General features: G+C 64.9%; 9 protein-coding genes. 6 read left to right on the forward strand and 3 right to left on the reverse strand.

Features of this window, described 5'->3' with window-relative positions; genetic code table 11:
- The first annotated feature begins 6 nt into the window (after positions 1–6).
- Positions 7–954 carry a type VI immunity family protein gene (locus tag EN874_RS27155; RefSeq protein WP_127425884.1) on the forward strand — a complete coding sequence of 316 codons (948 nt, stop codon included), beginning with the start codon at positions 7–9 and terminating at the stop codon, positions 952–954.
- 32 nt (positions 955–986) lie between these two features.
- On the opposite strand, the gene EN874_RS27160 is transcribed toward EN874_RS27155, so the two are convergent.
- The 3 genes from EN874_RS27160 to tssI are packed head-to-tail and all read right to left on the reverse strand — an operon-like array spanning position 987 to position 4838.
- Positions 987–2069, reverse strand: coding sequence for a HEAT repeat domain-containing protein (locus EN874_RS27160; protein WP_127425885.1), 1083 nt, complete (start codon positions 2067–2069; stop codon positions 987–989).
- 7 nt (positions 2070–2076) lie between these two features.
- Complete coding sequence (locus EN874_RS34550) at positions 2077–2502, reverse strand: DUF6484 domain-containing protein (RefSeq protein ID WP_127425886.1); 426 nt, start codon at positions 2500–2502, stop codon at positions 2077–2079.
- 8 nt (positions 2503–2510) lie between these two features.
- Complete coding sequence (gene tssI / locus EN874_RS27170; RefSeq protein ID WP_127425887.1) at positions 2511–4838, reverse strand: type VI secretion system tip protein TssI/VgrG; 2328 nt, start codon at positions 4836–4838, stop codon at positions 2511–2513.
- Positions 4839–5146: 308 nt separating this feature from the next.
- On the opposite strand from tssI, the gene tagH reads away from it, so the two are divergent.
- The 5 genes from tagH (at position 5147) to EN874_RS27195 (ending at position 15060) form a co-directional block, all read left to right on the forward strand.
- On the forward strand, positions 5147–6229 hold the full coding sequence (gene tagH, locus EN874_RS27175) for a type VI secretion system-associated FHA domain protein TagH (RefSeq protein ID WP_127425888.1): 1083 nt from the start codon (positions 5147–5149) through the stop codon (positions 6227–6229).
- Between the two features lie 423 nt (positions 6230–6652).
- Complete coding sequence (tssL, locus tag EN874_RS27180; protein ID WP_348631750.1) at positions 6653–8017, forward strand: type VI secretion system protein TssL, long form; 1365 nt, start codon at positions 6653–6655, stop codon at positions 8015–8017.
- A 25-nt stretch (positions 8018–8042) separates the two neighbouring features.
- The gene (gene tssM, locus EN874_RS27185; protein WP_189394138.1) at positions 8043–11573 is read left to right on the forward strand and encodes a type VI secretion system membrane subunit TssM; all 3531 of its coding nucleotides are present in this window, start codon (positions 8043–8045) and stop codon (positions 11571–11573) included.
- A 135-nt stretch (positions 11574–11708) separates the two neighbouring features.
- Positions 11709–12482, forward strand: a complete 774-nt coding sequence (locus EN874_RS27190; RefSeq protein ID WP_126085448.1) for a protein phosphatase 2C domain-containing protein — start codon at positions 11709–11711, stop codon at positions 12480–12482.
- Position 12483: 1 nt separating this feature from the next.
- On the forward strand, positions 12484–15060 hold the full coding sequence (locus EN874_RS27195) for a serine/threonine-protein kinase (protein ID WP_127425891.1): 2577 nt from the start codon (positions 12484–12486) through the stop codon (positions 15058–15060).
- Positions 15061–15104 lie beyond the last annotated feature (44 nt).

Genomic DNA, 15104 nt, shown 5'->3' on the forward strand with positions numbered 1-15104 from the left:
CTCCAGATGACGTCTCCCTCACTCCTTACACAACCCTCCCCGGGGGATCCGAGCGTTCCGCTGCTGGAGATTGGGCTCGACCTGACGATTTATGCGGAACGCCTGTCGGTGCCGGAATGGGAGGCAGTCCTCGATATCTACCGCAAATACGCGCCGGCAGAGGTCTGGACGAAGGTCAAGGCTTCGCCCGATATCGGCTTCAACAGGCTGCCGGCCGGTGATTACATCAACGCTCCGCTTTCGGACGACGCGACCTTTCCGTTCCTGCGCCGCATCCGCCATCGGACGGTCCGAGGATGGCGGACGGAATTTCGCATCTGGGACGGGAAGCTCTCTCAAAGCTGGAGCGCCTGCATGTACCGTCTGGCTCATCAGGCTGACGAGCCGGAGCATGCCTTCTACCGATTTCTCTTCCCCTGGGACACAGCGCCGGCCCTCGTGGCGAGCCTGGCCAACGAATTGGGAAAACAGATCAAGTATCTGTCCGGCCATGCTGGATTTTGTCACCTGTACGAACCCTACTTCAAGGCGACCGCTTTCGCGCAGATTTTCGCGTGGGCGAAACGCTACTGGGCCGTCGACGTCGAGGATCTGAATGCAGCCTTGCCGTTCATGCACAACGGCATGAAGGCGATTTCCTGGCTTACATTCATCGGTCCCAAGTTCCTGGCTGACCCGAAAATCGAGGGTCAGAGACAGTCGTTGAGGACGATCCCTGGCGCAGTGCTCAAGCCCTGTGGGTCAGGCGCGCTGCTTCAACTCGGGGAGAAACCCATCCTGGGCGATCGACACCGTCTTGAGCCCGAGTTGGCTTCCTATTTCGCGGCCGGGACTCTCCTTGATCCTGTCTTGCTGACGAACATCGCTGAATTCGAAGGACCGTTCATTGAAAAGGGTTGCACCGTGGACTGGATCCATCGATTTGCTGCGCCGAACGCCTGGACGTCTGCCTAGATTAACGCCTTGCGACCCGGATCCGATTAAGTTCAGTCAAGGAGGGCAGCCGCCCTTCCCCATGCCGTCACCCTGTCGGCCACAGGCACGTTCGGGCCAAAATCGCCGAAATATTCCTCGAACGCTTGGCCGATTTCCGCGGGGTCGAGTGTAAATAGATCGGCAGCGCGCGCCTCTGGAAAGAGCTCCAGCAATGCGCCACCTGCCGCCACTGCCAGCGCCGGATTGCGCATCTGCTGAACGAGCCAGTTCAGGATAGAGCGGTCGCCCAGCATGCCAGCGCCGCGCACGGCGAGCGGCGCGGTGTCGGGCGACTTCAGCAGCCCGCCCATCCAGGTGCGCACGTCCTTGTCGGGCCCGATCTTGACAATGGCGCGCAAGGCAGTCAGCGCGTCGGGTCCGTTCGCCAGGACCTGCCTCTGCAATTCGGGCTTCGCCAAGGCGGCGAAGCCAAGCTCGTTGAGGGACAGGGCGCTGGAAAGCCGCACCGGCTCGTGTTGCGATTCCAAAGCGGCGGCGATCTCGCGCACCAGGTCAGCACGCTTCACCTTGCCGGCCAGCCGCAGAGTGGTTGCGCGTACACGCACATCGGGATCGCGGATGAGCCGGACCAGAAGATCTTTTGGGTCGACGCCATGTTCCAGGCACGCGGCGGCAGCCAGATAGCGCTTGAACTCATCCTCGGACACAATCCAGTTGCGCACTAGCGGCGCGATCGCCTTGGCATCTTGCCATGCGAGCGCGCCGACCAGCCCGTGCGCTCCGTCATCCCGCGTCCGTCCCAACTCGACGGCTTCGAGAATACGTCGCCCATCCGTCTGTTCTATTGCCGCCCAGCCATAGAGGAACAGTTCGCCCGTCTCGGGAAAATCCTCATAAGCAACGACGATGAATGGCCAGGCGGCCGGGCCGGCGACGCGCACGCCGTCCAGATTGGCCTCCAGCCGCCGGTCAATATCCGCGATGACCTTCTCGTCCCGCGGATCCTGCGCCATCAGCATGTCGCGCTGTGCCCAGAGGAATGCCGCCTGCTCCACATGCTGGCGTACAATATCGGGAACAATCTGTCCTTGCGCCGCGATGGGCGGCTGGTTCAATTTCGCCGCGCCCGCCATCTGACTGTCAATTCAGATTGATCGACCCGCCACGCATGCGATTGGTCGCGCTCGCATGACTGGTGACAAAGGTGCCGCGGATGGTGATGCGGCCGTCCGCCTCCATCAAGATCGTGGCCTTGCCGCAGCGCAGTTCGAGGCGTTCCTCAGCATGGATCCGCACGCGCTCGCCATCGCGAAAGACCTGAGCCCCAGACAATTTCTTGGCGGGCTCTACAATGCGGCCGACGATCAGCGGCTTTTGCGGGTCACCGCCTTCGAACAGCAGCGCGACCTCCTGCCCTATCATTCCGGAACTCAGCTCGGCCAAGCTGCGCGCCGGCAGCGCCGTCTCCTGCGGATTGCCGGGGAAAACGACCAGTGGCTGCTCGTCGTCGAAACCAAGAAATTGGCCAATTACGACACCTTCGATGCGATTACGAAGCTTTGCCATGCGTCCTCCTAATTCTCCGCAATCTTCGAGCCCTTCATGGTGATGTCACCCGATGCCTTGATGACGATCTTGCCCGATCCCTTGACGGAGATGTCCTTGCCCTCGATCGCGATCGTGCCGTCCTTCTTCATCATGATCTTGGCCGATCCGGTCTGGATTAGGATCTCGTCACCAGCATTGATCACCAGCTTCTTGCCGACATTGATCGAGCTGTCCTCGCCGACGCTGATCGAACTGCCCTTTGCGATCCCCAGCGAATGAGCACCTCCGACGTTTGTCGAGTCATCTGCCCCGATACTGGCGCTCCGCGCCGCTCCGACGTTGAATGACTGAGCGCTTCCAATGGTCACGCTTTGATCCGCACCGATATTGACAGTCTGCCCGGCACCGATGTCCCAGCTGTCCGCAGCGCCAATGCTGTGGCTTTGACTGATCCCCACGCTTACCGACCGCGTTGCGCCGATGGTGTTCATTTGCGCCGCGCCAACGGTCCTCGTCTCTGCTGCTCCGACACTATCAATGCGCGCGGCGCCCACGGTGACCGTCTGCACCAGCCCCACCGTCTGCGAGTGGTTCGCGTCGATGTTTTCCGTGGAATTGGCGACGACGTGTATCGTCTCATTCGCCATCACCGTCAGCGAACGGTCCGCGCCCACCGTCTCGGTATCGTTCGACCCGATATTCGTCGTCTGGTCGACACCCACCTTGACCGTCTTGTTGTTGCCGACGTCCTCGTCGAGGTTGTGGCCCACCGAGTGCTTGGCGTCGTGGTCGATGCGGTCGGACTGGTCGTGCTGCACGGTCTTGTTGCGGTCGTGCTTGATCAGCAGGTGGTGGTCCTTCTGGGCCTGGAAATTGACCAGCTCGGAGCCGGTCTTGTCCTCGAACATCAGCTCGTTGTAACCGCCGCCACCCTTCGAGGAATTTGATTTCCAGCCGGACTGCGTGGCGTTCCCCGGCAGCCCGTAGGGCGGCATTTGCGAAGCGTTGTAGACGCGGCCGGTGATGATCGGCAGGTCGGGGTCGCCCTCGATGAAATCAACGATCACCTCCTGGCCGATGCGCGGGATCTGGATGAAGCCCCAGCCGCTGCCGGCCCAGGTCTGCGACACGCGCACGAAGCAGGAAGAGTTCTGGTCCTTCTTGCCGAGGCGGTCCCAATGGAACTGCACCTTCACCCGCGCATATTTGTCGGTGAAGATCTCTTCGCCGGAAGGACCGACCACCGTCGCCGTCTGCGGCCCGCGCATGATCGGGCGCGGCGTCATGCGCGGCGGCCGATAGGGCAATTTGGTGGGTGCCACGCCGAGCACCACCCTGAAGTTTTCGCTGTGGGCCTCGTTCTGGGTCCGGTAGCCAGGGTCGAACAGCCGGTATTCCGCGCTGACCACCAGATAGTCCTGGTTCTGGTCGTCGCGCGGAAAACTTTCCAGCTTGAACTTGCAGCCGGAGAAGAGCCCGCGCACGGTGCCCACCGCGGTGCTGCGCTGATGCACCGCCTGAAGCTCCTCGCGGCGGATCCCGGCAATCATGTCGCCGCGCCCGACATCGAGATGCGCGCCGGGCTGGCGGTAGTTCTCGCCGGAGGCTTCCTTATGGCTGAACGGCTGGGCCGACTTCGCCATCAGGTCGGCGCCGGGCTTCTCGAAATCATAGTCGGTGTGGGCATAGGCGCCCGGCCGCACCGAACTGCCTGGAATCCATTCGGTGATGTATTCGACGTCGCGCCGCGAGCCCTGCCCCTCGAAATTATAAAGCACCTTCTCGTAGCCAGGTGCTGCCTTCAGCTTGCTCATTGCGTCGCAGAGGACCAGCGTATGCTTGCCCTCGTCATGCTCGAAGAAATAGAAAATGCCCTCGTGCTCCATCAGCCGCTGCACGAAGTCCAGATCGCTCTCGTCATACTGCACGCAATATTCGCGCTGAGGATAAGACCCCTGCAGCCGCTTCTCGAATTTCGCGATGCCGTATTTCGAGAAGATTTTCTCGACGATCTCGACCGCCGTCATGTTCTGGAAGATGCGGCAATCGGTGGTGTTGCCGAGGAACCAGAGCCACGGCCTGACGACGGCCTCGTAGAAGGCCAGCCGGTCCTCGATGCGGGTCAGCTTGAAATCCGACACGAGGCCGCTGAACCAGCGTTTCGGATCGGATTCACCCTCGACCGAGACGACGCCACCCAGCATCTTCAGCGGATCGACGTCATGGCTCTTCGAGACGAAGCCGACGGTATAGGCGAAACAACGGCTGATCTCATCGCGGCCGATGAGATGGGTGAAGGTCAGCACATCGCCGCCAACCGGCGTCTGCACAACCGTGGCACGTTCGTTCGGCATGGGTCGTGCCCCTCCTGGACGCGGCCGCCAGTGTGATGGATCGAAGCCCCCGCTCTGTAAACTGCATCACGTTCGGGACGTTTTCGAATTCACCGCACCGGACGGTCCAGCCTAGCACATGTTTGGTACCCGCCAAACAACAGCGACGACTAAACCGCGCCCGTGCGCCGGTGTGAAACGCTCCTCTCCCGCCGCTCCCGCAAGCTGCTAGAATGCTGGAGCAATTCCCAGGAAAGGCGCATTGCGGTTCTCTGCCCGGAATTGCGTGAAAACAAGTATCTGTTTACCAAGTTCGGCGACACTTGCGGATGTTCATCTCTCTCCAGGTCAGCAATGTCGACAGGCTGCCCGCCGGCAGCGCGACGAGCTACGCCGCGCGCGACCGCAGCTTCGAGATCGGCCGCGAGAATTGCGACTGGACGCTCGCCGATCCGCAAAAGGTCATCTCGGGGCGGCACTGCGAGGTCCGCTACCATGCGGGCGCCTTCTGGCTCTACGACGTCTCGCGCAACGGAACCTTCGTCAACGGCTCCAGCCAGCGCGTGGCCGGTCCGCACCGGCTGGCGCAGGGCGACCGCGTGCTGATCGGCCGCTATGTCATTGCGGTGTCGATCGACGAAGAACGACCAGCGGCCGGCCATCCGCAAACCCGGGCCGGGTCGACGCAACGCGAGCTGCCGCCGTCGACCGGCAGGCCTCTCGAATTGGGCAACGAGCCGTTTTTCAGTCCGACGGAGCAGCGTGCCGGACAGGGGGCGCCGGTCTCGACATCCTCGGCGCTGCAGCAGCCGGCCGCGGCCGCGTCGGCCGGCCGAGCCGCGGACGCCGACACGCTGTTGCGGGATCTCGCGAAGGCGGCCGGCATGTCGCCTGAGCTGCTGCAATCGCGCGATCCGCATGACGTGGCCACCGAGATCGGCACTGTGCTCAGAACCACGATCGAGCAATTGTCACTGCTGCTCAAGGCGCGCGCCGCGGCCAAGGTGCTGGCCAAAAGCGCGAACCGCACGATGATCGGCGCCGAAAACAACAACCCGTTGAAATTCGTTCCGGGCACCGACGACATAGTGGAGATCATGTTCGCGAAACGCCGAGCCGGCTATCTTGACGCCGCCCACAGCGTCGAGGACGCTTTCCGGGATCTCAAGACGCACGAACTGGCCACTTACGCCGCCATGCAGACCGCGCTCTCCAGGCTGCTCGACGACCTGTCGCCCGAGGCCGTCGCCAGGAAACTGCCGCCGGCCTCCTTCTCATCCAAGAAGAGCCAGGCGTGGGATGCCCTCGTCGCAACCTGGCGGACGATGGAGGAGAAGCACGAAAACGGCATGCTCGACGTCTTCCTGGCCTATTTCAGCGAAGCCTACGCCAAGGCCAGCAAGCAGAAATAGCCAACCAGGCCAGCCGAGCACGCGCTATGTGACGGGTCTCACAGAAGAACCCGACACTTTGATCATCCTTCTTCCGTTTTCAATCAGCTGCCGATTTTATTTATGTGCTTGGCCGATTAGGATGCGCATGGAAGCTTGCCTGGCGGGCAAAGCGGCGTGGCTTGGGGCGTGTGCAGCAATGTCATGTTTCGGCGAGATGAGCCTTTCCATCCGGCCCGCCGCCAGATCCTGGCATGAAAAGCGCGAAGCCGCTCCCCGCCGCTGCGTCTCGACGGTGGACCGCCGATGAGCTCGAAGGACGATTCCTCCCGACCGGCGGACAAGACCGTCATCCGGGCGCCACGGCCAAGACAACGCTCGCCCGCGACTCCCGAGAGCCCGGGCGGCGTTGCGCCTGCTCCGCCGGCCGCCCGGGAATCGACAGTGTTCGACGCCGGCATCGGCCGGCAGATGCCGACCGGCTGGTCGACCGGGACCGTGGTCGTTCAAGGCGCGGCTCCCGCTGCCGCGGCCGCCGCTTCGACGCCCGCGCTGCAGCAGGAAATCCTGCTCCATGCCACGGATGGCGTGAGATACGCCGCGGCAAATCCAATTCTCGCAGCTGCAGCACCCCTGCTGATGCTGTTCGGCCAGTTGCGGCTGATGCCGGTCGAACGGCAAGCTGTGCCTTTGGCCGAGCATGTCGCAGAAGCGATCGAGATGTTCGACCGGGAGATGGCGAAAGCCGGCATCGCCGAAGAGGACGGCAGAATCGCGAAATTCGCGCTTTGCGAGACCGCCGACGATCTCGTCGGCAACCTGCCCTGGCCGAAGGACGACGCCTGGAGCGGGCACAGCCTGGTGGCGAGGTTCTTCCACACCAGGCCCACCGGCGCCGGTTTCTACGAGGCGCTGAACAAGATCCTCGGCCGCCCGGAGGGTCATCACGACCTGCTCGAGTTGATGCATGCCTGCCTGTCGCTCGGGTTCGAGGGCCAGTATCGCGGGCGGGCCGGCGAACGGGACAATCTCGAGCGCGTCCGGCGCGACGTCTACGACACGATCCGCTATTTCAGGCCGCGCCCCGAGGACGACATCTCGCCCCACTGGCAAGGCATGGCGGCGACGCTGTCAAAGCCCCGCGCGCGGCTGCCGCTATGGGCGGTCGCCGCCGCCGCGGCGACGCTGGTGACGGCGACCTTCTTCGGGCTGCGGGTCCTCATCACCGACGAGGGCGACGCGACCGCCGGCGAATTGCTGGCGCTCAACCCGTCGACGCCGGTCAGCATCGAGCGCGCCAGCGTTGCGGCGCCCGCAGAACTCGCGGAAGCCGCTCCGCCGCCCCTTGCCGTCCCCACCACCACCCAGATCGACCGCATCAGCGCAGCTTTGGCCAAGGAGATCGCCGGCGGCGGACTGACGGTCGGCACGAAGGGCAACTTCATCGTGGTGGAAGTCAACAACCAGCTGCTCTTCGCCCCCGGGCAGGCGGAGCTGAAACCGGAATTCCAGCCCGTGGCGGCAGACATCGCCACGGCTCTGGATACCGAGCCCGGACCGATCCGGATCGTCGGCCACACCGACAATGTGAAGCCGAAGAAGTCGAGCCAGTTCAAATCCAACTTCGATCTTTCCGTCGCCCGCGCCAAAGCCGTCCAGGCAATGATGGCCGCGCAATTGAAGGACCCGTCGCGGATGACGGTCGACGGCAAGGGCGAGGACGAGCCGATCGCCGACAATGCGACGGCGGACGGCCGCGCCAAGAACCGCCGCGTCGACGTGATGATTTCGAAGGAGGAGACGCTGTGAGCGAGGCCGGCGGGGAGCGGCACTGATGCGCTGGGTGCTCAGGATATTCAGCCTGCTGGCGCTCGCCGGTTTCTCGGCGGCGGTCTGGTATGCCGGACCGCTGATCCGCTTTGCCGATACAAGGCCCCTCGGGCCTGCCTGGCTCAGGGCTGCGATCATCGGCGTCACGGTCGCGCTGCTCGCGCTCGTTTACGGCATCCGCCTCTGGCGGGCGCGCAAGGCGCAGAAGGCGCTCGAGAAAGCGATCGCACGCGGCGATGAGCGCAACGACGATTCGCAGGTGCTCGAGGCGCGCATGAGCGAGGCCATCGCGACGCTGAAGCAGTCGAGCGGCAGGCGCAACTTCCTCTATGAGATACCCTGGTACGTCATCATCGGCCCGCCTGGAGCCGGCAAGACGACGGCGCTGGTCAATTCGGGGCTGAAGTTTCCGCTTGCGGGTTCCGGCAACGCCCAGCCGGTGGCAGGCGTCGGCGGGACGCGGTCCTGCGACTGGTGGTTCACCGACGATGCGGTGCTGATCGACACGGCCGGCCGCTACACGACGCAGGAGTCGGACCGCGAGCGCGACAGGGCGAGCTGGCTCGCCTTCCTCGGACTATTGAAGAGGTACCGCACCAGGCAGCCGATCAACGGCGTGATCCTGGCGATCAGCCTTGCCGATCTCATCGGCCTCGACGACCAGCAGCTCGACGCGCATGTCACCGAGATAAGGAGCCGCCTGCGGGAATTGCACGAGACACTGAAGATCCAGTTCCCGGTCTACCTGCTCTTCACCAAGGCCGACCTCGTCTCAGGCTTCATGGACTATTTCGGCGATCTCGACGAGGCCCGGCGGCGCAAGGTGTGGGGGACGACCTTCCAGACCACCGACCGCAACAGGAACATGATCGGCGAGGCTCCCGCCGAATTCGACGCGCTGGCCAGGCAGCTGGCAGAGGAGCTCGCCGACCGCCTTCAGGACGAGGCCGATCCGGTGGCGCGCATCGCGATCTTCGGCTTCCCGGTCCAGTTCGGCGCGCTGCGCACCCGCGTCGTGCGTTTCGTCACCAGCCTGTTCGACCCGTCCCGCAGCCAGGTCAAGGTCAGCCTGCGCGGGCTCTATTTCTCCTCGGGCACCCAGGAAGGAACGCCCATCGACCAGGTGCTGGGGGCGATCGGCCGCAGTTTCGGCGGCGCTTCCCAGGCGCATCTTTCCGGCACCGGCAAGAGCTTCTTCCTGCACGATCTTCTGGCGAAGGTGATCTTCCCGGAGGCAGGCTGGGTCTCGTTCGACAGGGCCGCGGAGCGGCGCGACAGGCTTGCCAGATTTGGCGGCCTCGCCGCGATCGCGCTGGCGGCCTTGGCGGCGCTCGGCGTTCTCGGCCTCAGCTTCTTCGCCAACAAGTCGCTGATCGCCTCGACGAGGCAGGCGATGGCGCAATATCGCGACAGCGCGGATTCGCTGCTCAAGAGCACGACGGTGACCGATGTCGATCTCGAGAACGTCATCGGCTCGCTCGACCAGCTGCGCAACCTGCCGGCGGGATATGAAACCGCCGCCCAAACGAAGCCGGTCGAGGAGAGTTTCGGGCTCAGTCAACGGGAGCGACTTCTGTCGGCCTCCAAGACGGCCTACCGGCAGGCGCTGGAGCGGAGCTTCCGCTCCCGTCTCCTCGTTCAGGCGGAGCGGACGATCCAGGCCAAGATGGGCGATCCGATCGCGCTTTACGAGCCGTTGAAGATCTATCTGATGCTGGGCGGCAAGGCGCCGAAGGTCGACGACGAGTTGATCGTCTCCTGGATGAAGCAGGACTGGGAAGAAAACCGCTATCCAGGCGAGAACAACCGCGAAGGCCGTGCGCAGCTCGAAAAGCATCTGCGCGCCATGCTTGCGCTCGACGATGCCTACGACCCGGTCTTCGAGCTCAACCAGCCGCTGGTCGAGGCGGCGCAACGCTCGCTCGGACGCATGAGCCTGGCCGACCGTGCGTCGGCGCTGATCAGGTCGGCGGTCTACGCTGCAAGGCTCCAGGACTTTTCCGTTGCCGCGAAAGCCGGTCCGGAAGCGCAGCTGCTGTTCGAACGCATGGACGGCAGCGAGCTCTCCGAGCTTGACGTTCCCGGCCTCTACACCCGGGCCGGCTTCAACGGTTTCTACCTGCCGCAGCTCTCGCGCATCGCGCAGATGCTGGTCGACGACCAGTGGGTCCTCGGCGGCGGCGGCGAGCAGGGCGGCATCGACCAGGACCTGCCCAGGCTCGGCCCCGAGCTCATCGACCGCTACGGCAAGGAATTCGCTTCCGCCTGGAGCGGCGCGCTCGACCAGTTGAAATTCAAGGCGATGCTGAAGGACAAGCCGCAATATATCGCGCTCTCAGCCGCCGCGTCGCCGGACTCGCCGCTCGACCGACTGTTCACCGCGATCGCCGATGAAACTGCGTTGACGAAGGACAACACTGTGTCCGATGGCGGGGCCAGCGCGGTGCAGCAGGATCCGGCTGTTATGGCCAAGGGCCTGGCCCGGATCGGTCTGCAGATCGCCGGCGGCAAGTCGCAAAGCCGCGCCGGGGCAAGCTCGTCCACCGCGCAGAACGCCGGCGCCACAGTGGAAGCGCAGTTCAGGCCGTTCCAGGCGCTGGTGAGCGGCTCCGCCGGACGCCGCCCGCTCGATGCGCTGACGCAGAACTTCCACGACCTCTACCAGAGTATGAAGCTGGCAGCGGATTTCCCCGCGCAGACGGAGCGCGTCAACGCGAACCTGAAACTGCAGATTTCGACGATGCGCGCCAATGCCTCGCGCCTGCCGAAGCAGCTGGCGCGCATGGTCGACGCGGCAGCGGACGAGTTCGAGGGCAATGTCGCCGCGACCTCCGTGGCCAACCTCAACCAGACGCTCGACGAGACGGTCACGCGCCCCTGCGAGGAAGCCGTCAACGGCCACTATCCCTTCGCCAGCGATAGCAGCGAGGAAATCTCTTTTGCCGATTTCGCCAGGCTGTTCGCCCCGGGCGGCCTGATGGACCGGTTCTTCGCGCAGAATCTTGCGCCGCTGATCGACATGACGGGCCAGGACTGGACGTGGAAACAGAATGCCCGTTCCGGCCGCGATCTCGCCAAGTCGACCTTGAAGGCGTTCCAGTCGGCGGCGGAAATCCGCAGCGCTTTCTTCCCGTCCGGCGGTTCGGCGCCATCGGTCGCGATCACCTTCACGCCCACCTCGTTGAACAGCGAGGCCGACAGCGCGGTGCTCAATGTCGACGGGCAGACGGTGCAGAGCGCTCAGGCCGGCAACGCGCCGGGCACCGTGACCTGGCCGAGCGGCGCCGCGTCCGGATCCGCGAGCCTCAGCCTGACGCCGGAAATGCCGGGCCGCGAGTCCGCCCTCAAATTCGAAGGGCCATGGGCCTTGAAGCGCCTGCTGGACAAGGCGACCGTCACCGGCGATGGCGGCAACACCGAGGCGCGCTTCGTGATCGGCGGACGCGATGTCGCCTACAAGATGGAGACCGGCTCGGCCGCAAATCCCCTGGTCCTCCCTGCGCTGTCCGCCTTCAGCTGTCCGAAGGCGTTTTGACATGCCAGCGCTCCTGAGCATCGCCGGCGCCAGCCTTCATTTCGGTACTCTAACGTATGCGCTTGTGGCAAACTGGCCTGGGCACGCGGCCCATGGTTCGTCACAGAGGACGCTCGCGAAGCGCTTGGTGGCAAATTGAGCACTGTCGCCCTTCCCATCGAGAGCTTCGGCGTGAGCCACAAGGGTTGTGTGCGCGACCACAACGAGGACAACTACCTCGTCGAGCCGCGCACCGGCCTTTGGGTAGTGGCCGACGGAATGGGCGGCCATGAGGCCGGTGAAGTCGCTTCGGCCAGCATCGTCGACCACCTGGCTACGATCGGCATCGCCAGCTCGGCGCCGGACCTTCGCGCACGCTTCGAGGATCGGCTGAGCCGCGCCAATGCCGAGATCCGCAACATATCGCGATCGCGCGGCATCACCATCGGCTCCACCTTCGCTGCCTTGCTGGCGATGGACGGGCGGTTCGCGGGCCTATGGGCCGGCGACAGCCGCATCTATCTGGTGCGAGGCGGCGCGATCTCGCAGATTTCCAGGGACCATACCGAAGTCCAGGAGCTTCTCGACCGCGGCATGATCAGCGCGGAGGAAGCGCTCACCTGGCCGCGCCGCAACGTGATCACCCATGCCGTCGGGGTCAGCGACGAACTCGAGATCGATTTCCAGCAAGGCGAGCTTATGCCGGGCGATGTCTTCGTGCTCAGCACCGACGGGCTCACCGCCCATGTCAGCGACGCCGAGATCGAAGCCGCGGTCAAATCAGGGCCGCCGCAGGTGGCGTGCGAGAAGCTCTTGGAGACCGTGCTGGCGCGCGGCGGAACGGACAATGTCACCATCGTGATGGTGAGCGTCGGCGACCGTCGCAACGGGCCGCTGCAATCGGCTCAGTCCGGAACGGGGGCTGCGTGAGATGAGCGACGACGACAAGACGCGGATCTCGCCGAGCCTCGCCTATACCGGCGTCGGCACGCAGCTCAGCGGCATCTATGAACTCGACGAGCGCATCGCGTCCGGCGGCATGGGCGAGGTCTATCGCGGCCATAACATCCAGACCGGCGATCATGTGGCGATCAAGATCGTGCTGCCCGAATTCGCGCGCGACCAGACGATCCTGTCGCTGTTCCGGAAGGAGGCGTCGATCCTCAACCATCTGTCGCATGACGCCGTCGTGCGATACCACGTCTTCACCATCGATCCGGGCATCGGCCGTCCCTATCTGGCCATGGAGTTCGTGGACGGACAGTCGCTCTTCGACGTCATGCGGCGCGGCCCGATGTCGCCGCCGGATGTGCGCAGGCTCTGCCATCGCCTCACCTCCGGCTTGAGCGCCGTGCATCAGGCCGGCGCGGTCCATCGCGATCTCTCGCCCGACAACATCATTCTGCCGGGAGGCCGGGTCGAGCGCGCCAAGATCATCGACTTCGGCATCGCCCGCTCTGCCAATGTCGGCGGCGAGACGCTGATCGGCGGAAAGTTTGCCGGCAAATACAACTACGTCTCTCCCGAGCAGCTTGGCCTCTATGGCGGCGAGGTCAGCGAGCAATCCGACATCTACAGCCTCGGACTGGTGCTGGCCGCAGCCCTGCGCGGCAAGCCGCTCGATATGAGCGGCTCGCAATATGAGGTGATCGAGAAGCGCCGCACCGTGCCGGACCTGTCGGACATCGACCCCGATTTCCGGTCTCTCATCGAGGCGATGCTGCAGCCGGATCCGCAAGACCGCCCGGCAAGCATGGCCGAGATCGCCAGGGCAACACGAGACGACGATTACGACGCGACCTTGCCGCCGCCGGCGTCTTTCGCCCCGCGCGAACGCTCAGGGCTGCCGCGCGCCGCATGGACGGCGCCGCCGGACGCCGGGTCCCCGCCGTCGACGGTCCCCGGCGAGCCACGCTTCGTTCCGCATGTGCGGCCGGCGCATCTGTCGGAGCCGCGGCCTTCCTCGGCAGCAGCTGCGCCACGAGCTGCGGCGCCTGCGCCTTCCGCGCGGCCAAAGCGCTCGCGATTCCCGGCAATCGCAGGTGGCGTGGTGGCGCTGGCCGTGGGGGCGGGCGCCGGCCTCTATTTCGCCGGCGTCATGTCGCCTCGGCCGCCGGCGGTCGAGAAGCCGATGCCTCTCGCGCCCAAGCCTGCCCAGGAGCCGGTGACCGAGACGCCCAAGCCACAGCCGGAGACGTCGAGGCCCCTGCCGTCGAACAACGCCGCCGGCAATGAGCCGGCAAAACCTGTTTCGCCCGCGCCGTCCCAAGCGGAAGCCAGGACCGGCCCCGAGGGGAAGCCGGCAGATGCAGGGGCCGAGCAGAATCCGGCGCAGCCCGCCGAAACGCCCGCACCCAAGCCTCGACCGCCGGCGGAGATCCAGAGAACGCCGGCGGCCCAGCCGGAGAGCGATGCCAAAAATCGGGCCGAAACCCCGCAGCCGACCGAACCCGCGAAACCGTCAACCGGGACACCGACGCCGGCTCCAAAGGTTGCGCAAAGCCAGAAGCCGGCTCAACCAACCAACGAGCCGCCGCCGGCCAAGGCGTCAGGACCGAGCCAGACGGAAGCAGAAAACTCTCCGGCGCCGGAAGCAAAGCCGCCGGCGACCAGGCCCAGCGCATCGGACCTCGTCGAGGCTCTGTCCAAGTTGCCCAAGCCGAAGACTGCTCCGCCTGCCGAAAGCCAGGCACCGGCGTCGCCTCCCAGCCAGCCGACCGCGCCCGAAGCGGCTGGCCAGCCGGCAACTCCGAGCGCGTCGACGCAACCGGCACCGCTGCCGCAAACGCCGCCTGCAGCCAAGCAACCGCAGAATACGGACGTCGTCATCAACCTGCCCAAGCCGCAGGTTCCGCCGCCGGCAAAAGAGCTCGACGAGCTGACGCAGCGCGCCTCCTGGGTGCGCGACTTCAGCGGCGGTGACTGCTTCTATGCGAGCCTGACATCGGCGACGGACGGCGCCGCCGCGATCGAAGGTTTTGGAACAACGGTGCAGCCCTTCGAACAACTGCTCAATGATTTCCAGTCGAGATTCCACCTCGAGCCGGATATCAGCGTGCGCCTCATCGACCAGCCGCAATGCGAGGTGACCAGCTTCCTGCGCTTCCTCGACCGCAGCGGAACGGAGCGGCCGCAACTCGTTCTCGACCGGACGTCCGTGCCGGACGGCGCGCCGATCAGCGGCACGATCGTGACGCGCGGCGGGCTGATTTCCAACGTGATGCTGATCGACCACAAGGGCATCGCCTTCAACCTCGACGAGCGCATGGTGGCGCAGCCGGGCAAGGCGGCGTTCAGCATCCCGATCGGTCTCAGCGACGCCGACAGGGCGGCCGGCAAGGCGCTGCCGCAGATCATGCTGGTGATCACCGGACCCCGGGATATCCAGGCCGCGATGTTCTCGCGGCCGACGCCGGCCTCGGAGCTGTTGCCCAGGATCCTCGAGGAGATCGAGGCCGACGGTTCCCAATTCTCCGCCACGGCCAAGTACTTCCGACTTGGCGGATAGACATGGACGCCGATGGAACTCCGCTACCCGCGTCCTTCCTCTCC

The sequence above is a fragment of the Mesorhizobium sp. M1D.F.Ca.ET.231.01.1.1 genome, from assembly GCF_003999155.2.
Lineage (GTDB): Bacteria > Pseudomonadota > Alphaproteobacteria > Rhizobiales > Rhizobiaceae > Mesorhizobium.